This window comes from Enterobacter huaxiensis, assembly GCF_003594935.2.
GTDB lineage: Bacteria > Pseudomonadota > Gammaproteobacteria > Enterobacterales > Enterobacteriaceae > Enterobacter > Enterobacter huaxiensis.
On sequence record NZ_CP043342.1, the window covers coordinates 15,772 to 35,669 of the forward strand.

The following is a 19,898-nucleotide window of genomic DNA, read 5'->3' on the forward strand; positions in this document are numbered from 1 at the left end:
TTCAAAATGAATAGCCCGAAGCCCCCGCACTGTGGCGGCCATCGCAATTTAACCCTTTGTGCTGTTGTCCCAGTCTATGCGACAACCAGCAAAGTGCAAAAAAATCTCACAGAAATACTCTTGAAAAGCCCGTATCCAGACCCATTTTAAGAGAGTGTCCCGGTAACGAACACGCCTGATGGGTGTTCGGGGGACCTAATGGCCTGTCCATGATGGAAGGCACAATTTCTCGCTGATTTCAGGAGTGTTAATGTATGCGTAACTTCGATCTTTCCCCGCTTTACCGTTCTGCAATTGGTTTTGACCGCCTGTTTAACCATTTAGAAAATAACCAGAGCCAAAGCAACGGCTATCCTCCTTACAACGTTGAACTGGTTAACGAAAACCATTACCGCATTGCGATTGCCGTCGCCGGTTTCGCAGAAAGCGAGCTGGAGATCACCGCGCAGGACAACCTGCTGGTGGTGAAAGGTTCCCATACGGCCGAGCAGAAAGAACGTACCTACCTGTACCAGGGCATTGCCGAGCGCAACTTTGAACGCAAGTTCCAGCTAGCTGAGAACATTCACGTGAAAGGCGCGAACCTGGTTAACGGCCTGCTGTTTATCGAACTGGAACGTGTGATTCCGGAAGAGAAAAAACCGCGCCGTATCGAAATTAACTAATTATGCGGGTCGCTCTTGCGGCCCACTCAGAATTGCTTGCCGTAACGGGAGCATATGTGAATCCATTCGGATTTGCAGGAACAACTGCGCACAAAATTAAACTGTGCCGAACTCGCTTCTCAGAAGGAGATTTAGTATGCGTAACTACGATTTATCCCCCCTGCTGCGTCAGTGGATTGGTTTTGACAAACTGGCTAACGCCCTGCAAAGCACCGCTGAGCAACAGACGTTTCCGCCGTACAACATCGAAAAAAGCGACGATAACCACTATCGCATCACCCTTGCGCTGGCCGGTTTCCGCCAGGAAGACCTGGATATCCAGCTTGAAGGCACGCGCCTGACCGTGAAAGGGACGCCGGAAAAACAAGAGACCGAGACCAAATGGCTGCACCAGGGGCTGGTGACTCAGCCGTTTAGCCTGAGCTTTACCCTGGCAGACCATATGGAAGTTTCGGGTGCCACGTTTACTAACGGGCTGCTGCATATCGACCTGACCCGCAACGTGCCGGAAGCCATCGCGCCGCAGCGTATCGCCATTAGCGAGCGTCCGGCGTTAAATAGTTAATAGTGTGCGGGCTGGAGCCCTCACCCCGGCCCTCTCCCACAGGGAGAGGGTGAAAAGATAAAGCCCTGCCACGGCAGGGCTTTTTTGTGCGCCATCGCCCATACAATAGCATCCGGCTCTGAGAGAATCCTTAGCATAACTAAGGTTATGCACAGGAAGTGGATCATGAGTGATATCGCGTTAACCGTCAGCGTGTTGGCCCTGGTCGCTGTTGTTGGCCTGTGGATAGGGAATATCAAAATCCGTGGCGTTGGGTTTGGGATAGGCGGGGTACTGTTTGGCGGCATTTTTGTCGGGCACTTTGCCGACCAGCTTGGGCTGGCGCTCAGCGCTGAGATGCTCCACTTCATCCAGGAGTTCGGCCTGATCCTCTTCGTCTATACCATCGGCATTCAGGTCGGGCCGGGCTTTTTTGCTTCTCTTCGCGTCTCCGGGTTGCGGTTAAACCTGTTTGCCCTCGGCATTGTAGTCATGGGCGGCCTGGTCACCGCAATCCTGCATAAACTTTTCGACATCCCGCTTCCCGTGGTGCTGGGGATTTTCTCCGGTGCGGTCACCAACACGCCAGCGCTGGGCGCGGGGCAGCAAATTCTGCGCGATTTGGGTATCGAACCCGGCATTGTCGACCAGATGGGGATGAGCTACGCCATGGCCTATCCCTTTGGCATTTGCGGCATTCTGCTCTCGATGTGGCTGGTTCGGGTGCTGTTTCGGGTCAACGTCGATAAAGAGGCAAAAGACCACGAAACCACGCTCACCAACGGCCATATGCCGATTAAAACCATCAATATTCGCGTCGATAACCCTAACCTGAACAATATGGCGATTCAGGACGTGCCGATCCTCAACAGCGCTAACATCATCTGCTCGCGCCTCAAGCGTGACGAGATGCTGATGGTGCCATCCCCCGGCACCCTTATTCAGCACGGCGACCTGCTGCACCTGGTTGGGCAACCGGGGGATCTCAACAACGCGCGGCTGGTGATTGGCCAGGAGGTCGACACCTCGCTCTCCACGCGCGGGACGGACATGCGCGTTGAGCGCGTCGTCGTGACCAACGAAAAGGTTCTGGGGAAGAAAATACGCGATCTGCAGGTAAAAGAGCGCTATGACGTGGTGATCTCCCGCCTTAACCGCGCGGGTATCGAACTGGTCGCCAGCCCGGAGGCCAGCCTGCAGTTCGGGGATATCCTCAACCTGGTCGGGCGCCCGTCGTCCATCGACGCCGTGGCGGACATGGTCGGTAACGCCCAGCAAAAACTGCAGCAGGTGCAAATGCTGCCGGTGTTTATCGGCATCGGGCTTGGCGTGCTGCTCGGCTCCATTCCGCTGTACGTGCCGGGCTTCCCGGTGGCGCTCAAGCTCGGCCTGGCGGGCGGGCCGCTGATAATGGCGCTGATCCTCGGGCGTATCGGCTGTATCGGCAAGCTCTACTGGTTTATGCCGCCGAGCGCTAACCTGGCGCTGCGCGAGCTGGGCATCGTGCTGTTCCTGGCGGTGGTCGGGCTGAAATCGGGCGGCGATTTTATTGATACGCTGGTGAAGGGCGAGGGGATAAGCTGGGTCGGTTACGGCATCTTCATCACCGCCATTCCGCTGCTCACGGTCGGAATACTGGCGCGAATGTTCGCCAAGATGAACTACCTGACGCTGTGCGGCATGCTGGCGGGGTCGATGACCGATCCGCCTGCGCTGGCCTTTGCCAACAACCTGCATGCCACCAGCGGCGCGGCGGCGCTGTCATATGCCACGGTCTATCCGCTGGTGATGTTCCTGCGCATTATCACGCCGCAGCTACTCGCGGTGCTGTTCTGGGGGATGGGCTAGCAGGTCTTCCGGGTGGATGCGCCGCAGGTGGTAGTCCACCTGGTAATCGCTGGTGTTTCGGAACATTACGGAATAATTAAGGAACTCGCCGCTGTCGCTGTAGGAAAGGGAGGTGATGCGCAGCAGCGGCGTTTGTTCCGGCAGGTTCATATACCCGGCCAGCTGCCTGTCTGCCAGCACCGGCGTCAGGCTCTCGTAGTTGCCGCTGATGGTGATCCCGCACTCCTTCTCAATGTAATCAAACTTAGACCCTTCAAGATGCGCCAGCGAGAGGCTGCGAAACAGCTTCACCGGCATAAAGCTATCCTCCAGCATCAGCGGCTTTCCGTCCACGTAGCGCACCCGTCGTGAAAAGTAGATCCGTTCATCCACCTGAATCCGCAGCTGGCTGGCGATGGCGGGCGGCGCGGGCATCACTTCAAACTGCAGCACCTTACTCTGCACCTCTTTCCCCTGCTGGCGCAGTACCTCCACCAGCCCGGTCAGGTTGGTGGTTTCGTGGTGAACGTCCTTGCGCGACACAAAGGTTCCGCTGCCGTGTCGACGTTCAACCAGCCCCCAGCTCACCAGCAGATCCAGCGCCTTGCGGATGGTCATCCGCGCCACGCCAAACTCCTGGGCCAGAGCTTTCTCTCCGGGCAGCGGGCTGCCGACGTTGTAGTCAGATGAATTCAGCCGCAGCCGCAGCCTGTCGGCAATAGATTTGTAGATCACCAGTAGACCTCTCTGCGCACATCACGGCGTGGATAACGTCCTGACATGTCCATATTTACTGCCAAAAGTAGACCTCATTGGTCAAATTAAAACCATGAATGCGATCACGAATCGCAGCGGCACGCCATGTTCGTCTATCAGTAAGTTCTTATGCTCACCTCAGGCCAGTAAAAAACCATAAAGGCCTCTACCCCCTACAGGTTGTTTCATGAGGATTTAAAAATGCTCAGTCAAATACAACGATTTGGCGGTGCCATGTTTACCCCGGTGTTGCTGTTTCCCTTTGCCGGGATCGTGGTCGGAATCGCCATCATGCTTCGCAACCCGCTGTTTGTCGGCGAAGCCTTAACGGCCCCTGATAATCTGTTCGCGCAAATTGTTCACATCATCGAAGAAGGCGGCTGGGCGGTATTCCGCAACATGCCGCTGATTTTTGCCGTCGGCCTGCCGATTGGCCTGGCGAAGCAGGCGCAGGGCCGCGCCTGTCTGGCGGTGCTGATTAGCTTCCTGACCTGGAACTACTTTATCAACGCGATGGGGATGACCTGGGGCCACTTCTTTGGCGTCGACTTCTCCGCTGAACCTGCTGCCGGAAGCGGGCTGGCGATGATTGCCGGTATCAAAACGCTGGATACCAGCATCATCGGGGCGATTGCCATTTCAGGGATCGTTACCGCCATCCACAACCGATTTTTCGACAAGCCGCTGCCGGTCTTCCTGGGGATTTTCCAGGGCACCTCGTTCGTCGTTATCCTCGCGTTTTTCGTCATGATCCCCTGCGCCTGGCTGACGCTGCTGGGCTGGCCAAAAGTACAGATGGGCATTGAGTCCCTGCAGGCGTTCTTACGTAGCGCTGGCGCGCTCGGCGTGTGGGTGTATACCTTCCTGGAACGCATTCTGATCCCAACCGGATTGCACCACTTCGTCTACGGTCCGTTTATCTTCGGCCCGGCGGCGGTTGAAGGCGGCATCCAGGTCTACTGGGCGCAGCATCTGCAGGAATTCAGCCAGAGCACCCTGCCGCTGAAAACCCTCTTCCCGGAAGGCGGGTTCGCGCTGCACGGTAACTCAAAAGTGTTTGGCTCGGTCGGGATTGCGCTGGCGCTCTGGTACACCGCGTCGCCGGAAAACCGCGTCAAGGTAGCGGGGCTGCTGATCCCGGCCACGCTCACCGCCGTGCTGGTGGGCATTACTGAACCCCTCGAATTCACCTTCCTGTTTATCTCGCCGCTGCTGTTTGCCGTCCACGCTGTGCTGGCGGCGACCATGGCGACGGTGATGTACATCTTCGGCGTGGTGGGCAACATGGGCGGCGGCCTGCTGGACCAGTTCCTGCCGCAAAACTGGATCCCAATGTTCCATAACCACGCCTCAACGGTATTCACCCAGATAGGCATTGGCCTCTGCTTCACCGCCCTCTATTTCGTGGTCTTCAAAACGCTGATTGAGCGTCTGAACCTGAAAACGCCGGGCCGTGAAGAGAGTGAAATCAAGCTCTACAGCAAGGCCGACTATAAGGCGGCGCGCGGGCAAACCACCGCCCCGGCGGCGGCCAGCCAGCAGGTTGGGCAGGCCGCCGGGTTCCTGCAGGCGCTCGGCGGCGCGGCAAATATTGAAAGCATCAACAACTGCGCGACCCGCTTGCGTATCGCCCTGGTCGATATGGCGAAAACCCAAGGCGACGACGTCTTCAAAGCTCTCGGCGCCCACGGCGTGGTGCGACGCGGCAACGGCATTCAGGTGATTGTCGGTCTGCACGTACCTCAGGTGCGCGACCAGCTTGAATCGCTGATGAAAACTCCTTCAACAAACGAACAAATCACCCTGACAGAGGCTATATCATGAAAAAATTCTCAGTTGTCATTGCAGGCGGCGGCAGCACCTTCACGCCGGGTATCGTCCTGATGCTGTTAGCCAACCGCGACCGTTTCCCGCTGCGCGCCCTTAAGTTCTATGACAACGACGGCGCGCGTCAGGAGACCATCGCCGAAGCGTGCAAAATTATCCTCAAAGAGCAGGCGCCGGAGATTGAGTTCAGCTACACCACCGATCCCAAAGCGGCGTTTACCGATGTGGACTTCGTGATGGCGCATATCCGCGTGGGCAAATACCCGATGCGTGAAAAAGATGAAAAAATCCCGCTGCGCCACGGCGTGCTGGGCCAGGAAACCTGCGGGCCGGGTGGCATCTCCTACGGCATGCGCTCCATCGGCGGCGTGCTGGAGCTGGTGGATTACATGGAACAGTACTCCCCGAACGCGTGGATGCTGAACTACTCCAACCCGGCGGCGATTGTTGCGGAAGCCACGCGCCGCCTGCGTCCGAACGCCAAAATCCTCAACATCTGCGATATGCCGATCGGCATTGAAGGGCGAATGGCCCAGATTGTCGGCCTGAAGGACCGCAAAGAGATGCGCGTGCGCTACTACGGCCTGAACCACTTCGGCTGGTGGACGTCGATAGAAGATTTGAACGGCAACGATCTGATGCCGAAGCTGCGCGAATACGTAGCGAAAAACGGCTATGTCCCGCCTTCGGAAGATGCGCATACCGAAGCGAGCTGGAACGATACCTTCGCCAAAGCAAAAGACGTGCAGGCGCTGGACCCGGACACCATGCCGAACACCTATCTGAAGTATTACTTCTTCCCGGACTATGTCGTCGCGCACTCAAACCCGGAGCGCACCCGCGCCAATGAAGTGATGGACCACCGCGAGAAGCACGTGTTCAGCGCCTGCCGGGCGATTATCGAAGCCGGTAACTCCGCCGCCGGTGAGCTGGAAATCGACGAACATGCGTCGTACATCGTCGATCTGGCGACGGCAATCGCCTTCAATACCCAGGAGCGGATGCTGCTGATTGTGCCAAACAACGGAGCTATCCATAACTTTGATGCCGACGCGATGGTGGAGATCCCGTGCCTGGTGGGCCATAACGGGCCGGAGCCGCTTACGGTGGGCGATATTCCACACTTCCAGAAAGGGCTGATGAGCCAGCAGGTGGCGGTGGAAAAACTGGTGGTGGACGCCTGGGAGCAGCGCTCGTATCACAAGCTCTGGCAGGCGATTACCCTGTCAAAAACCGTGCCGAGCGCCTCCGTCGCGAAAGCGATTCTGGATGACCTGATCGAGGCCAACAAAGCGTACTGGCCAGAGCTGCATTAATCGTCCTGACCGGCATCGCCCGATGCCGGTCTCCTTGTCCCTGTCGATTTACGCTATGCTGAAGCCTGCCTGCAGCACGACAAGGAATCTTCATGAAAATTTCCCGCCTCGGTGAAGCGCCGGACTACCGCTTCTCTCTGGCCAATGAGCGCACGTTTTTAGCGTGGATCCGCACCGCGCTGGGCTTTCTGGCCGCCGGTGTCGGCCTCGATCAGCTTGCCCCCGAGTTTGCCACCCCGTTAATTCGCGAAGTGCTGGCACTGCTGCTGTGTCTGTTTGCGGGCGTGCTGGCAATTTACGGCTACCTGCGCTGGCTGCGAAACGAAAAGGCCATGCGCCTGAAGCAGGATCTGCCCTATACGCGCGGTTTACTCATCATCAGTACGATTCTGCTGACGGTGGCGGTCGTGGTGATGGTGCTGGTGGTCTATGGCGGATAGCCGTAAAGCGCGGCGCGAAGCGGACCCCGGCCTGCAGCCGGAGCGGACGTCGCTGGCCTGGCTGCGCACGCTGCTGGGGTATGGCGCGCTGATTGCCCTGGCGATTAAGCACAACTGGCACCGCACGGGGATGCCATTCTGGGTTTCGCTGGTTGTGCTGGCGCTGGTGGCTATCATTTTATGGCGCTATACCCGCAGCCGTAACCTGATGGACGTGGCGCAGAACGATTTTGTACAGCCGAAAGCGGTGCGCGATAAGTTCCTGATCGCGCTGGCCGTGCTGTCGCTGTCACTGCTGTTTGCGGTAACCCACATTCAACAAATTTTGCAGTTGTAGGCCGGGTAAGGCGCAGCCGCCACCCGGCATAATTACTTCCCTTTCGCCAGATACTTCGCCATCTCGTCTTCCGGCACCATCCCGCCGCCGGTCGCCCACACCAGGTGGGTAACGTTGGTATGCGAATGAACACGCACCGGCCCGGCCATCCCCGCCAGCGCCGACGGCTCCAGGCGAATGCCTTCCTCCTGCGCCAGCCAGCCGAGCATGTCATACATGCTTTGGTCGGAAAGCGTATAAAACCCGTCGAGCAGGCGCTCCATCGCGCGGCCCACGAAGCCGGACGCGCGCCCTACCGCCAGACCGTCCGCCGCCGTCACGTTATCAATCCCCAGGTCCTGCACCGCGATCTCATCGTGCAGGCCGGTGTAGACGCCCAGCAGCATGCACGGCGAGTGCGTTGGTTCGGCGAAGAAGCAGTGGACGTTATCGCCAAAGGCCAGCTTCAGGCCAAACGCCACGCCGCCGGGGCCGCCGCCGACGCCGCACGGTAAATAGACGTACAGAGGACGATCCGCATCCACCACGCGGCCCTGTTCGGCAAACTGCGCCTTCAGGCGCTCGCCCGCCACCGCATAGCCCAGGAACAGGGTGCGTGAGTTTTCATCGTCGATGAAGAAACAGTTCGGATCGCTTTCCGCCGCTTTTCGTCCCTGCTCCACCGCCACGCCGTAATCCTGCTCATATTCCACGACGATGACGCCGTGGCTGCGCAGTTTGGCTTTCTTCCACTCGCGGGCGTCGGCGGACATATGTACCGTCACCTTAAAGCCGATGCGGGCGCTCATAATGCCGATGGACATCCCGAGGTTGCCGGTTGAGCCCACGGCGATGCTGTACTGGCTGAAGAAATCCTTAAAGCGCGGCTCCAGCAGGATGCTGTAGTCGTCTTCGACGCTCAGCAGTCCGGCTTCCAGCGCCAGCTTTTCCGCGTGGGTCAGCACCTCATAGATTCCGCCGCGCGCTTTAATCGAGCCGGAAATCGGCAGATGGCTGTCTTTTTTCAGCAGCAGGGTGCCGGGAATAGACTTAGCAAATTCTTTCTCCAGCCGCGCCTGCATTGCCGGGATTGCGACCAGGTCGGATTCGATAATCCCGCCCGTTGCCGCCGTTTCCGGGAAGGCTTTCGCCAGATACGGCGCGAAGCGGTTGAGCCGCGCGTGCGCGTCGTCCACGTCGGCTTTGGTCAGCCCAACGTACGGCAATCCTTCCGCAAGCGAAGTGGTGCGCGGGTTTAGCCAGGTGGTTTCTTTCAGGGCAACCAGATCCTCAACCAGAGGAAACTGTGCGGTTAACGTGGTGATAGTTGCGTTTTTCATAGTACGTCTCTTCGCGCTCAGATAATGAAAGAAAGCAGGAATGTGCCGCCAAGTGCAAGCACCGAGGCGATAAAGGTCGCCGTCGTATAGTATTTGAAGGTCTCGTTCAGGGTAGCGCCGCAGTATTGCTTCACCAGCCAGAAGAGGGAATCGGTCACGATCGTGCAGCCAATGGCGCCGGAACCGATGGCAATGGTGACGATCTCCGGGCTGACGTTCGGGTAGAGCGGCAGCATCGGCGCGACTATCGCCGTGGCACCCATCATCGCTACCGTTGCCGAGCCCACTGCGGCATGCAGCACCAGCGCCACCAGCCAGGCCAGCAGAATCGGGTGCATGTGCAGGTTCGAGAGAATATGCGCCAGGGTGTCTGCCAGCCCGCTGGTTTTGAGGATGGCGTTAAACGCCCCGCCCGCGCCGATAATCAGCAAAATGTTGGCGATGGAGCCAAAGCCGTGCTCGGTATGCGTCAGCATCGTGCCCATGCCCATATGCTGGCGGATCCCCAGCAGGTAATAGGCCATAAACACGGCGATAAACATGGCGGTAATCGGGTTGCCGATAAACTCCAGCAGCGTATACAGCGTGCCTTCTTTTGCCATATTCAGCTCGGCGACGGTTTTCACCAGCATCAGCGCAATCGGCAGCAGCACCGTGAACAGCGTGGCGCCCAGCGACGGCAGGGTATGCTCTTCCCGCACCTTCAGGTCTGAAAACTCCGCCGGAACCGGCTTAAACGGCAAACGATCCCCGAGCAGTTTCAGGAACAGCGGGCCGCCGACCAGCGAGGCCATCAGGCCCACCAGCAGGCCGTAGACGATAACGGTGCCCACGTCCGCGCCCAGCTTGTTGGTCACGAACAGCGCCGCCGGGTGCGGAGGCACCACGCAGTGCACCGCCATCAGCGCGGTACAGAGCGGAATGGCCAGCTTGAGCAGCGACGTGTTGGTTTTTTTAGCGATGGAAAACGCCAGCGGGATCAGCAGCACCACGCCGACTTCGACAAACAGCGTGATCCCGCAAATCATTCCAACCAGCACCATAATCACATCCGCCGACAGCCAGCGGCAGCGCTGAAGCGCAATCCCGATGCGTTCCGCCGCGCCGGAGACCTCCATCATCTTGCCGAGAATGGTACCCAGGCCAATCACCGCCGCCAGGAATCCCAGCGTGCCGCCAATCCCGCTCTCGATGGCGTTAACCATATCCAGCGGGCTCATCCCCATCATCGCACCGACGAAAAAGCTTGCCAGCAGCAGCGCGAGGAACGGGTGAAACTTCAGTTTTACGATGGTTAACACAATCAACACGATGCTGATGAGCAGCGTTGCCACAACCCAGATTTGAGAGCCCATATCTCACCTCACCCTTAAGTAATCTGCGGGTATTGGACGAAAAAACGGCGTTGGCTGACAAACGATATAAATTGGCGTTCAGGTGAGCCAGATTGGATCAACTGAGTGACTACGCTCTAAAAAGCACACTTAAACCGTATTAGGTTCACATAAATTCATCCTTGAGCGGTATGCTAAGCGCAGAAACCACGCGCGAGAATTGTGATGACCGATGCAAATGAAGCCAGAAACCGGCTGCTAAACGGCTGGCAGCTGTCAAAAATGTACACTTTTGAAGTGGCGGCCCGGCATGAGTCCTTCGCGCTGGCCGCGGAGGAGCTGTCGCTCAGCCCCAGCGCGGTGAGCCACCGCATCAACCTGCTGGAGGAGGAGCTGGGCATTCAGCTGTTCGTGCGTTCGCACCGTAAAGTGGAGCTGACGCAGGAGGGAAAGCGCGTTTACTGGACGCTCAAATCCTCCCTCGACACGCTGAACCAGGAGATCCTGGACATTAAAAACCAGGCGCTGTCCGGCACGCTGACCGTCTATTCCCGACCGTCGATTGCCCAGTGCTGGCTGGTGCCGATGCTGGGGGATTTTACCCGCCGCCATCCGTCCATTTCGCTGACCGTCCTGACGGGCAACGATTACGTTAATATGCAGCGCACGGGTGTCGATCTGGCGCTCTATTTCGACGATACGCCGCCAGAGCACCTCTCTCATGATTTCCTGATGGATGAGGAGATTTTGCCGGTCTGCTCCCCTGAATACGCTCGTGACCATGAGCTGGTGACAAGCCCAGACAATCTCAGCCACTGCACGCTTCTCCATGACCGCCAGGCCTGGAGCAATGATTCGGGCACGGACGAGTGGCTGAGCTGGGCGCAACATTTTGCCGTAAACATGCCGCCATCATCGGGTATTGGGTTCGATCGTTCTGATTTGGCCATTATCGCTGCAATGAACCACGTTGGCGTGGCGATGGGGCGTAAACGGCTGGTGCAAAAGCGGCTTGAACGCGGCGAATTAGTCGCCCCCTTCGGTGAAAAGACCCTGAAATGCCATCAGCACTACTACATCTCGACGCTCTCTGGTCGACAGTGGCCGAAAATCGATGCCTTTATCGGCTGGCTAAAGGAAATGACGGGCTGAATAATTATTACGCTTTGGCGCTACACCCATTGCGAAAAAGCGTGCTAAATACAGGCTATTGCTTTTGATTTTTTTCAGGGTAAACCGTGTTCAAGTCTTTCATTGCCACCGCCTTACTGATCGCCTCCGGCTGGGCCATTGCCGCTGAGCCGCCGCTGACGGCTGCCCGTTACGCGCAGCAGCTGGGCGTGGGAATGGACGTCGACTGGGCGCGCACCGAGCGCGGCATTCGCGAGTTTGACCCGCTGGTTGTCCGCGATTTTCGCGCAAAAGGGATTAGCCACGTGCGCATTCGCGTGGCGGATGAGCCGACAGAGGCCAGGCTGATTCATTTGCGCAAGCTGGTGGAAGCCTGCGAGCAGTACGGCGTCATCCCGATTATCTCGTATCAGGCCGATGTCTATAAAAACGACCCGAAAGCCGATAATGAGAAAGAGGTGATTAACTGGTGGATTGCCGTGGCGCACTATTTCGGCCAGCGCTCGCCGCTGCTGGGCTTTGACCTGATCTACGAGCCTGCGGATAAGCTCAACCACAACGCGGCATCGCTCAACCGGGTGTACGAGAAAGCGATTAAGGACATCCACGCGATCGATGCCAATCGCATGATCTTCATCGCCCCCCGCCTGCGCGCCGCGCCGGAAGATTTATCCAGCCTGAAGCTGCCCGCGCGCAGCCAGAACTACCTGCTGGCGGAGTGGCATATCTTCCCGTGGGGGCCGCTAAAAAGTAACGGTAAATACCCGTGGACGTCCGGTACCGCGGCAGAGAAAGCGGCGATTCACAATCGCATCAACACGGCGCTGCGCTGGCAGCAGAAAACCGGGCACGTCAGCTGGGTCGGGGGCTGGGGCGTTGGGGAGTCAAACCACCTCACGCCAACGGCGTCGCAAATGGCGTTTGCTACCTATATGGCCTGCGAGCTGCAAAAGGCGAAAATCCCCTACGCGGTTAACGCTGATTTCCAGTTTTATGACGGGGAAGAGGGGGCATGGCGAGCTGCACCGGAGCCGCTGCTGCAGGCAATGATTTCCCCTGCGTGTGAAAAGCCCGGCGAGAAGCCGGGCCATCGTGCGGTTAAACCGGCTGCTCGTGATGCGGAACGCGCGACGCCAGCGGCAGCCAGCACAGCAAAATCAGCAGCCCCATCAGCGTCATCAGCAGGCCCAAACTAGCCTGACCGGTCTGCGGCAACATGGCGGAAAGCCAGGCTAGCGCGCCGGAGCCGATATTCTGCAAGCCGCCCACCAGCGCGCCCGCCGTGCCTGCGAGGAACGGGAAGGGCTCCATCGCGCCGCTGGTGGCAAGCGGGAACAGCATACCCGCGCCGAAGAAGAACAGCGCCGCCGGGACCAGCAGCGTCCAGACCGTCATCACGCCGAACAGCCCTGGGATCCACATCATCAGCCCTGCCAGCAGGCAGCTAATCACCGACTGCCACATCAGCGTTGAGAAACGCTTGTTCGGGCGTCCGGCAAACCAGGCGCCGAAGAACGCCGCCGGGATCGGCAGAATAAACAGAATACTCACCACCATGCTGCTCAGGCCCAGCCCCGCGCCCAGCAGCACGCCGGAGCAGGCTTCAAACACCGCAATGCCCGCCAGGCCGCCGATCAGCATCAGCAGGTAGCAGGTAAACGACCCGTTGCCGAACAGCGTTTTATAGCTGGCGATCAGCTTCGTGCGCGGCGCGTCTTTTGGACGCGTTTCCGGCATCCAGCGCGCCATGCTGAAGGTGACAATCACGCAGAGCGCCAGCAGGAAAGCGTAGCAGGCGCGCCATGACCACATTGTGTCCAGCAGGCCGCCGATCAGCGGGGCCATCAGCGGGCTCACCAGAATGCCCATATTGAGCAAGCTGTTGGCGTGGCGCAGCTGGGTGCCCTGATACATATCGCGCGGCAACGTTCGCGCCATCACCCCACCGACGCCGGTCCCGACGCCCTGCAGGGCGCTGGCGGCAATCAATACGGTCAGGTTATGGGTCGTCATCGCAATCACGGTTGCCACCATGAAAATGCTCATGCCCACCAGGATCACCGGACGACGCCCGACGCGGTCGGACAGCGGGCCGTAAAAGAGTTGCGAAACGCCATAGGTCAGCAGGTACGCTGCCATTACGCTCTGCACTGCACCCTCGCGGACGTTAAGTTCCTTTGCCATGTCGGCAATCGCCGGAATGTAGATGGTTTGCGCCATCTGACCGACGGCCACCAGTAACACCAGCATCAACAATAAGTTAACGTTCCTTTGTTTTTTCATGTCGCTGAATACTTTTGCCAAAAGAGAGAAATGAAGAATAAGTGACTGCGCATTCCCATAAATGCGCGAGGAATCTACCACAGTGAGATGACAATTTAAGCATTGCCGTGGTGAATGAAAAACGCGGAAGAGGCAGGATTTGTAAACAACATCGGCAACTAATGTTGCCAGCGATTCACGCCAGGCGCAGCAGAATGGCCCCGCCGGCAATACCCAGCGCGGCGGCGATGCGCAGGCCGGCAACCTTTTCTTTTAACAGCACAAATGCGATCAGCGCGCCAAAAAGAATTGAGGTTTCACGCAGCGCCGCGACCACGGCCAGCGGGGCCTGGGTCATCGCCCAGAGCGCCAGCCCGTATGAACCCATGGTGCCCACCCCGCCAAGCAGCCCCTTTTTCCAGTGCAGGCGCAGGTAGCTCGACGCTTCGCGCCGGCGGGCCACCATCGCCCAGCTCAGCAGGCAGAAGCCGTTCATGAAGAAGGTCCACAGCGTATAGCCCAGCGCGGTGTCTGAGAGACGCACGCCCGTACCGTCTACCAGCGTATAGCCCGCGATAAAACAGGCGTTTAGCAAGGCCAGCCAGACCCCTTTGCGTGACTGCATACGGCCATTCATCGCCATAATGAGAATCGACAGGCAGATCACCCCAATGCCGGACCAGGCAAGCCAGGAGAGGCTATCCCCGAGCGCCAGAACGCTGATCAGCGCCACCAGCAGCGGAGCCGTACCGCGCATCAGGGGATAGGTCTGGCTCATGTCCGAGACCTGATAGGTCTTCGCTACCAGCACGGTATAGACCACCTGTAAGGCGCAGGAGACAATCAAAAACGGCCAGCTTTCAGCAGTTGGCTGCGGGGAAAAGGGCAGTAAGACCAGAGCGATAACCGTGGCGGAGCCGCTGACGCTTATTGCGGAATAGAGTTTGTCCGTTCCGGCCTTAACGATGGCGTTCCAGCTGGCATGCAGCAGCGCGGCGAACAGCAAAATGCAGAAAACGGTGATGGTCATGGGGTATCGGGTGGTGAATTGTCATCCAACTGTAACATTCACATCCTGATGCTGCCAGCCGGTTATACCGCGCAAAAAAGACGGTGCGTTATACGCGGTTCATCCGACACGGGCGTAAAACCCGCCCGCTGATAGAACCCGTACGCGGCGTCCGGCGCATGGGTATTCAGGAAATCAAACCAGATGCTGGCATCGGCCGTCACCACGGTCAAAAGCTGTTTGCCAATACCCAGCCCGCGGCACTTCTCGCTGACGTAGAGATGGCGAATACGCCCGGCGCGCGGCTGCTGGCTGAACGGATCGCGATTTAGGCCGCATACGCCCACCAGCTTACCGTTAAGAAACGCACCCAGCAGTTTTTCACCCGGTGCGTTAAAACGGTTTTCACCCCGCAGCCAGTTCTCTTCCAGCCTGCGCAGCATGTTGAAATTCAGTGCGATACTTTCTGCCTTCAGGGCGATATACCCTGGCTCATCAGGCGTAACAGGCTCAATTAACAGACGCGACATAGCATTCCCTCGTTATTAAAGAGGGGCGGTTTCCCGCCCCTCTCAGGTGCGACTTGAACCTGAATTACCGAACGTATTTCAGGACAGCATCAAGCAGTTGCAGTACAGCAACAATGAGTTTGAGGATAAGTATGACCATATCCACGACGCCCATACGCGTCTCCTTTTGGTTAAAAGGAGCACGATGCTGGCGAACCTTTCCGCCGCCTGTGGCCAGCACCTGGATTGACGTAACACAGTGTGCTCACTTCAGGGGGTTAAGGCACTGACGGCACCACCCGTTTCAGCCAGGACTTCGTTGCGCCGGTAGAACTGCGGCCCCCTCGCTCACTGCGAACACCCTCAGTATAGATAAATACTGTATGCATGAACAGTATTTTATGGACAAAAACGTGAAGCCGATCCATACTCAAAAACGTCAAAATCCGTGCCTGAATTGCGCGTTCGTCTGCGATCGCGTATACTTTTTGCGTTGACGTAACACAGTGTGTTCTGCGGCGACCAACCGCAAAACCCTGATAAAAACCTCGCTTAGGCGGGGTTTTTTGTTTTCTGATCTGGCCATAAAAAACTGCTGGATAAGCGAGCGTTCTGCTATTTGGCTTCGCTGTGAACTAGCCAGGATCGCTTAAGCAACTCTATTTATGGATAGATATTAGACTCATTTTGTAATGATAACAGTGCTAAATGTGTGAACTAATATAAACCGCTAATGCCCCTCAAGTAATTAACTTGTTTTGCCTATAATCGTAATAAATAAAATCGAGCTAACTTATTTTTTATGTGAATGTTTATGTAAGACAACTTTACCGGTTTGAATTTCTGAACTTTTCAATGTATATTTCTATGGCCGCAATTATTGTGTGGGTAAATTATGCAAGCAACTGATTATTTAAAGATGAAGTTCCAGAGCGACAGGCAGTTGGCTATTTATGGACAGCAAGGTGTTGCAGGAACATGGAGAGCATTAAAGGGGATCGGCTCTGATATTTACTCAGGAATGGAACGTGTGAGCTGGTACTCATCATGCTTAATCCCCAGCTATCACGATGTGTGTGACGAGCTTCTCTCAGAAGAAAAGAGGATGTATCTCTCAATTCTCTCGCTTTACCGTTATCGCGATGTGATAGCACACATGCTCTATCTTTATTTTGAAAGTGTTATTACCGATTCTGAAAATGGAAATGAACAAAATCGCGCTCGAACGATGGATTCAAAAGTAACCGGGCTTGTTAATAACATACCGACCAGCAAGGCCGCGCGTTTAGCGATAGCATGGGGGCTGGCCAAATCCCTTTCCGAATCAGGCTTGCTGTCTGAAATTGTCGTCGAGCGGCTTGCACGCCGCGTACCTAACGTTGTCATGGCGCTTCAATTGATTGGAACGGAACAGAAGTGCGCTCTTGCTGCCCGTCGCCTGAAAACGCTGGACCCTAAGTATTACGCGACCCTGTATGCCGCACAACTGGAGATGCTTTACTACTTTTTTGAGCCTTTCCTGTCTGAATTCATTAAGAAGGTTCAAATGGGATTCTATAAGGATTTCGAGGCAATTTATAACGACTTAAAGGACAAGGGGCATGTTTAAGAGTCTGTTATCAATTCTATTTGCGGATGTTTTATTCCCTGTTTATATTTTTGCGTGCGCCTCTTTGTTTCTGTGGTTGGTACCTAACCACTGGGTATTACTAACATTCATTTCTATCATTGTATTTATTATTGTCCATCCGATAATTTTCGGCCGCTTTGATAAGTACGATTAAATTTTATAAAAAGAACTTTATATGTCAAATCCAGCCTATTTATTTTTAACAGATGAAAATGGTTCTCCCATGATTGGCCCTTGCGTTGTGTTAGGGCGTGAAGGTGCAATTGAACTCAAATCATTCACTCATAATGTCAACATCCCAGTCGACGGGAATACCGGGAAATTGACGGGCACGCGTATACATATGCCCATCATGTTTCAGAAAGAATTTGATCGTGTAACTCCGCTTCTCTTTCGCGCGCTGAGCACGGGAAGAACGCTCCAGTCAGCCACCATTAAGATGTATCAGATTAATGAGGCGGGTTTCGAACAGGAATATTTTAATATCCTCCTGGAAAATGTGAAAATAACTTCAATCACACCAGACCTGTATCCCGGCGCAAACACCGGAACACACCTTGAAACGGTTCTCATACGCTACGAGAAAATCACCTGGAAGCATTGCGACGGCAATGTCATCTATAGTGATTCCTGGAATGAGCGAGCAACGTACTGAAACGTGATCTCTGACGCATTTTTACTCAGATGAAAATATTTCCATTGTCACGCCCGAAAACCTGTGTTTGTATAAATTCAATCAATGATTCCAAACACAGGTCCCCAATGACTTCATCCATCTTCACTTCGACCCTACTAAAAACTGCGCAACCTGCCGCAGTGGTCGTCGTGCGTGTGGTGGTGGTCGTCGGCAATGCGCCGTAGGGACTGGATCAACACACGAATCCAAAACCCCGCCGGCGCAAACCGGGCGGGGTTTTTCGTTTAGACCCTCCCCCGGAAAGCTGGCTCAGAAGAAAAGGACTGGAGCATGGCAAGTTCGGGCATAACATCCTCAAAGACGCGCTTTACGGGCGCGCAGTTAATCGTTCACTTACTGGAACGACAGGGCATTACCATCGTTGCGGGCATCCCGGGCGGCACGGTTCTTCCGCTGTACGATGCGTTAAGCCAAAGCACGCAAATCCGGCACGTGCTGGCGCGCCACGAGCAGGGGGCAGGATTTATCGCTCAGGGCATGGCGCGTACGCAGGGCAAACCGGCGGTCTGTATGGCCTGCAGCGGCCCGGGCGCAACCAACCTGGTAACCGCCATCGCCGACGCGCGTCTCGACTCGATTCCGCTGATCTGCATTACCGGGCAGGTACCGTCCTCAATGATCGGTACCGATGCGTTCCAGGAAGTGGACACCTACGGCATCTCTATCCCCATCACCAAGCATAACTATTTAGTTCGCGATATCAGCGAGCTGCCTCAGGTTATCAGCGATGCGTTCCGCATTGCGCAGTCCGGCCGCCCGGGCCCGGTGTGGATAGACATTCCTAAGGATGTCCAGACCGCAGAGATCGAGATCGACGTGCTGCCGGAGCCGGGCGACCGTTCCCCCGCGCCGGAATTCAGCGCTGAGAGCGTGCGCGACGCCGCCGCCATGATTAACGCCGCCAAACGCCCGGTGCTCTATCTGGGCGGCGGAGCGATTAACGCCGCGGATGAAATCCGTCAGTTTGCCGAAAAAGCCAACCTGCCGACCACCATGACCCTGATGGCGCTGGGCATGCTGCCCAAAGCGCACCCATTGTCATTAGGTATGCTGGGCATGCACGGCGCGCGCAGCACTAACTTTATTCTGCAAGAAGCTGATTTGCTGATTGTTATGGGCGCGCGTTTTGATGACCGGGCGATTGGCAAAACCGAGCAGTTCTGCCCGAACGCGAAGATCATTCACGTGGATATCGACCGCGCCGAGCTGGGTAAAATCAAACAGCCGCACGTGGCGATTCAGGGCGACGTGGCTGAAGTGCTGGCACAGCTGATCCCACAAACTGACGCAGCCGAGCGCGCCGACTGGCGTCAGCTGGTGGCGGATCTGCAGCGCGAGTTCCCGGGCGCCATTCCAACCGAAGGCGACCCGCTGTGCCACTACGGGCTGATCAACGCCGTGGCCGCCTGCGTGGACGACAGCGCAATTATCACCACCGACGTGGGCCAGCATCAGATGTGGACAGCCCAGGCCTACCCGCTGAACCGTCCGCGCCAGTGGCTGACCTCCGGCGGTCTGGGAACCATGGGCTTCGGCCTGCCTGCAGCAGTTGGTGCGGCGCTGGCGAACCCGGACCGCAAGGTCATCTGTTTCTCCGGCGACGGCAGCCTGATGATGAACATTCAGGAAATGGCGACCGCGGCCGAAAACCAGCTGGACGTGAAAATCATCCTGATGAACAACGAGGCGCTGGGTCTGGTGCACCAGCAGCAGAGCCTGTTCTACAAGCAGGGCGTGTTTGCGGCGACCTATCCGGGGATGATTAACTTTATGCAGATCGCCGCCGGTTTTGGCCTGCACACCTGCGATCTGAATGCGGAAGAAGACGCCCACGCGGCGCTGCAGGCGGCGATTTCTCGCCCCGGCCCGGCGCTGATCCACGTGCGTATCGACCCTGAACAAAAAGTGTATCCGATGGTGCCGCCGGGAGCGGCAAATACTGAGATGGTGGGGGAATAAGCCATGCAGAAACAATGTGATAACGTCATTCTGGAACTCACCGTCCGCAACCACCCTGGCGTCATGACCCACGTCTGCGGGCTCTTCGCCCGCCGGGCGTTTAACGTTGAAGGCATTCTCTGCCTGCCGATTCAGGGCAGCGAGCACAGCCGCATCTGGCTGCTGGTCAACGACGATCAGCGGCTGGAGCAGATGATGGCGCAGATCGACAAGCTGGAAGACGTCACCAAAGTGGCGCGCAACCAGTCCGATCCCACCATGTTTAACAAAATTGCGGTGTTTTTCGAGTAAATCCCTTAAGGTTAAAGGCTTTTGCCGGATGGCGCTGCGCTTATC

Annotated in this window: 21 protein-coding genes and 1 other annotated feature; of the genes, 14 read left to right on the plus strand and 7 right to left on the minus strand. The window is 56.8% G+C overall.

Features of this window, described 5'->3' with window-relative positions; translation table 11 throughout:
- The first annotated feature begins 186 nt into the window (after positions 1-186).
- Positions 187-261: a sequence feature (ROSE (Repression Of Heat Shock gene Expression) occurs in the 5'-region of heat shock genes and acts as an RNA thermometer to modulate expression.), on the plus strand.
- The 3 genes from ibpA to D5067_RS00085 all read left to right on the plus strand — a co-directional run bounded on the left by ibpA (position 255) and on the right by D5067_RS00085 (position 3,057).
- Positions 255-665 (plus strand): small heat shock chaperone IbpA, encoded by a 411-nt coding sequence (gene ibpA / locus D5067_RS00075; protein WP_046888841.1) that lies wholly within the window; start codon positions 255-257, stop codon positions 663-665. Its footprint overlaps the feature before it by 7 nt.
- 136 nt (positions 666-801) lie before the next feature.
- A complete protein-coding gene (gene ibpB / locus D5067_RS00080) occupies positions 802-1,230 on the plus strand; it encodes a small heat shock chaperone IbpB (RefSeq protein ID WP_119936455.1) in 429 nt (142 codons plus the stop codon).
- Between the two features lie 165 nt (positions 1,231-1,395).
- Complete coding sequence (locus D5067_RS00085; protein ID WP_119936454.1) at positions 1,396-3,057, plus strand: putative transporter; 1,662 nt, start codon at positions 1,396-1,398, stop codon at positions 3,055-3,057.
- Here the strand turns inward: D5067_RS00085 and D5067_RS00090 are convergent.
- Positions 3,025-3,771: a GntR family transcriptional regulator gene (locus D5067_RS00090; protein ID WP_119936453.1), complete on the minus strand. Its 747-nt coding sequence runs from the start codon at positions 3,769-3,771 to the stop codon at positions 3,025-3,027. The two genes, D5067_RS00085 and D5067_RS00090, sit on opposite strands and share 33 nt — an antisense overlap.
- A gap of 222 nt (positions 3,772-3,993) precedes the next feature.
- Between D5067_RS00090 and D5067_RS00095 the strand changes: the two genes are divergently transcribed.
- The 4 genes from D5067_RS00095 to D5067_RS00110 all read left to right on the plus strand — a co-directional run bounded on the left by D5067_RS00095 (position 3,994) and on the right by D5067_RS00110 (position 7,712).
- The gene (locus D5067_RS00095) at positions 3,994-5,616 is read left to right on the plus strand and encodes an alpha-glucoside-specific PTS transporter subunit IIBC (protein ID WP_119936452.1); all 1,623 of its coding nucleotides are present in this window, start codon (positions 3,994-3,996) and stop codon (positions 5,614-5,616) included.
- Entirely contained in the window at positions 5,613-6,935 is a 1,323-nt protein-coding gene (locus tag D5067_RS00100) for a 6-phospho-alpha-glucosidase (RefSeq protein WP_119936451.1), read from the plus strand. Before D5067_RS00095 ends, D5067_RS00100 begins: the two co-directional genes overlap by 4 nt.
- A 92-nt stretch (positions 6,936-7,027) precedes the next feature.
- A complete protein-coding gene (locus D5067_RS00105; protein ID WP_119936450.1) occupies positions 7,028-7,375 on the plus strand; it encodes a YidH family protein in 348 nt (115 codons plus the stop codon).
- Positions 7,365-7,712: a DUF202 domain-containing protein gene (locus D5067_RS00110; RefSeq protein ID WP_119936449.1), complete on the plus strand. Its 348-nt coding sequence runs from the start codon at positions 7,365-7,367 to the stop codon at positions 7,710-7,712. The genes D5067_RS00105 and D5067_RS00110 overlap by 11 nt, the downstream gene beginning before the upstream one ends.
- A 32-nt stretch (positions 7,713-7,744) precedes the next feature.
- Here D5067_RS00110 and dsdA read toward each other — a convergent pair whose 3' ends face one another.
- Both dsdA and dsdX read right to left on the minus strand, forming a co-directional pair.
- Positions 7,745-9,031: a D-serine ammonia-lyase gene (dsdA, locus tag D5067_RS00115; protein WP_119936448.1), complete on the minus strand. Its 1,287-nt coding sequence runs from the start codon at positions 9,029-9,031 to the stop codon at positions 7,745-7,747.
- A gap of 17 nt (positions 9,032-9,048) precedes the next feature.
- Positions 9,049-10,386: a D-serine transporter DsdX gene (gene dsdX / locus D5067_RS00120; RefSeq protein WP_119936447.1), complete on the minus strand. Its 1,338-nt coding sequence runs from the start codon at positions 10,384-10,386 to the stop codon at positions 9,049-9,051.
- A 204-nt stretch (positions 10,387-10,590) separates the two neighbouring features.
- On the opposite strand from dsdX, the gene dsdC reads away from it, so the two are divergent.
- Positions 10,591-11,517 (plus strand): DNA-binding transcriptional regulator DsdC, encoded by a 927-nt coding sequence (gene dsdC / locus D5067_RS00125; RefSeq protein ID WP_119936446.1) that lies wholly within the window; start codon positions 10,591-10,593, stop codon positions 11,515-11,517.
- A gap of 86 nt (positions 11,518-11,603) precedes the next feature.
- Positions 11,604-12,692, plus strand: coding sequence for a cellulase family glycosylhydrolase (locus D5067_RS00130; RefSeq protein WP_119936445.1), 1,089 nt, complete (start codon positions 11,604-11,606; stop codon positions 12,690-12,692).
- Here D5067_RS00130 and emrD read toward each other — a convergent pair.
- From emrD to tisB, 4 genes are all read right to left on the minus strand, one after another.
- Positions 12,595-13,779 carry a multidrug efflux MFS transporter EmrD gene (gene emrD, locus D5067_RS00135; protein WP_119936515.1) on the minus strand — a complete coding sequence of 395 codons (1,185 nt, stop codon included), beginning with the start codon at positions 13,777-13,779 and terminating at the stop codon, positions 12,595-12,597. The two genes, D5067_RS00130 and emrD, sit on opposite strands and share 98 nt — an antisense overlap.
- 175 nt (positions 13,780-13,954) lie before the next feature.
- Entirely contained in the window at positions 13,955-14,788 is an 834-nt protein-coding gene (locus D5067_RS00140) for an EamA family transporter (RefSeq protein WP_119936444.1), read from the minus strand.
- Positions 14,789-14,850: 62 nt separating this feature from the next.
- On the minus strand, positions 14,851-15,297 hold the full coding sequence (locus D5067_RS00145; protein WP_119936443.1) for a GNAT family N-acetyltransferase: 447 nt from the start codon (positions 15,295-15,297) through the stop codon (positions 14,851-14,853).
- Positions 15,298-15,361: 64 nt separating this feature from the next.
- On the minus strand, positions 15,362-15,451 hold the full coding sequence (gene tisB, locus D5067_RS24090; protein WP_119936442.1) for a type I toxin-antitoxin system toxin TisB: 90 nt from the start codon (positions 15,449-15,451) through the stop codon (positions 15,362-15,364).
- 720 nt (positions 15,452-16,171) lie between these two features.
- Here tisB and D5067_RS00150 point away from each other — a divergent pair.
- From D5067_RS00150 to ilvN, 5 genes are all read left to right on the plus strand, one after another.
- A complete protein-coding gene (locus D5067_RS00150) occupies positions 16,172-16,885 on the plus strand; it encodes a hypothetical protein (RefSeq protein ID WP_119936441.1) in 714 nt (237 codons plus the stop codon).
- Between the two features lie 196 nt (positions 16,886-17,081).
- Positions 17,082-17,561 carry an Hcp family type VI secretion system effector gene (locus D5067_RS00155; protein ID WP_119936439.1) on the plus strand — a complete coding sequence of 160 codons (480 nt, stop codon included), beginning with the start codon at positions 17,082-17,084 and terminating at the stop codon, positions 17,559-17,561.
- 107 nt (positions 17,562-17,668) lie between these two features.
- On the plus strand, positions 17,669-17,767 hold the full coding sequence (gene ivbL, locus D5067_RS00160) for an ilvB operon leader peptide IvbL (protein ID WP_057979964.1): 99 nt from the start codon (positions 17,669-17,671) through the stop codon (positions 17,765-17,767).
- Between the two features lie 106 nt (positions 17,768-17,873).
- Positions 17,874-19,562 (plus strand): acetolactate synthase large subunit, encoded by a 1,689-nt coding sequence (gene ilvB, locus D5067_RS00165; protein WP_119936438.1) that lies wholly within the window; start codon positions 17,874-17,876, stop codon positions 19,560-19,562.
- A 3-nt stretch (positions 19,563-19,565) separates the two neighbouring features.
- Positions 19,566-19,853 (plus strand): acetolactate synthase small subunit, encoded by a 288-nt coding sequence (ilvN, locus tag D5067_RS00170; protein WP_015570113.1) that lies wholly within the window; start codon positions 19,566-19,568, stop codon positions 19,851-19,853.
- Positions 19,854-19,898 lie beyond the last annotated feature (45 nt).

Coding starts and splice junctions, on each gene's coding strand:
- ibpA (WP_046888841.1), top strand. CDS start 255: ATGCGTAACTTCGATCTTTCCCCGCTTTACCGTTCTGCAATTGGTTTT.
- ibpB (WP_119936455.1), top strand. CDS start 802: ATGCGTAACTACGATTTATCCCCCCTGCTGCGTCAGTGGATTGGTTTT.
- D5067_RS00085 (WP_119936454.1), top strand. CDS start 1,396: ATGAGTGATATCGCGTTAACCGTCAGCGTGTTGGCCCTGGTCGCTGTT.
- D5067_RS00095 (WP_119936452.1), top strand. CDS start 3,994: ATGCTCAGTCAAATACAACGATTTGGCGGTGCCATGTTTACCCCGGTG.
- D5067_RS00100 (WP_119936451.1), top strand. CDS start 5,613: ATGAAAAAATTCTCAGTTGTCATTGCAGGCGGCGGCAGCACCTTCACG.
- D5067_RS00105 (WP_119936450.1), top strand. CDS start 7,028: ATGAAAATTTCCCGCCTCGGTGAAGCGCCGGACTACCGCTTCTCTCTG.
- D5067_RS00110 (WP_119936449.1), top strand. CDS start 7,365: ATGGCGGATAGCCGTAAAGCGCGGCGCGAAGCGGACCCCGGCCTGCAG.
- dsdA (WP_119936448.1), bottom strand. CDS start 9,031: ATGAAAAACGCAACTATCACCACGTTAACCGCACAGTTTCCTCTGGTT.
- dsdX (WP_119936447.1), bottom strand. CDS start 10,386: ATGGGCTCTCAAATCTGGGTTGTGGCAACGCTGCTCATCAGCATCGTG.
- dsdC (WP_119936446.1), top strand. CDS start 10,591: ATGACCGATGCAAATGAAGCCAGAAACCGGCTGCTAAACGGCTGGCAG.
- emrD (WP_119936515.1), bottom strand. CDS start 13,779: ATGAAAAAACAAAGGAACGTTAACTTATTGTTGATGCTGGTGTTACTG.
- D5067_RS00140 (WP_119936444.1), bottom strand. CDS start 14,788: ATGACCATCACCGTTTTCTGCATTTTGCTGTTCGCCGCGCTGCTGCAT.
- D5067_RS00145 (WP_119936443.1), bottom strand. CDS start 15,297: ATGTCGCGTCTGTTAATTGAGCCTGTTACGCCTGATGAGCCAGGGTAT.
- tisB (WP_119936442.1), bottom strand. CDS start 15,451: ATGGGCGTCGTGGATATGGTCATACTTATCCTCAAACTCATTGTTGCT.
- D5067_RS00150 (WP_119936441.1), top strand. CDS start 16,172: ATGCAAGCAACTGATTATTTAAAGATGAAGTTCCAGAGCGACAGGCAG.
- D5067_RS00155 (WP_119936439.1), top strand. CDS start 17,082: ATGTCAAATCCAGCCTATTTATTTTTAACAGATGAAAATGGTTCTCCC.
- ivbL (WP_057979964.1), top strand. CDS start 17,669: ATGACTTCATCCATCTTCACTTCGACCCTACTAAAAACTGCGCAACCT.
- ilvB (WP_119936438.1), top strand. CDS start 17,874: ATGGCAAGTTCGGGCATAACATCCTCAAAGACGCGCTTTACGGGCGCG.
- ilvN (WP_015570113.1), top strand. CDS start 19,566: ATGCAGAAACAATGTGATAACGTCATTCTGGAACTCACCGTCCGCAAC.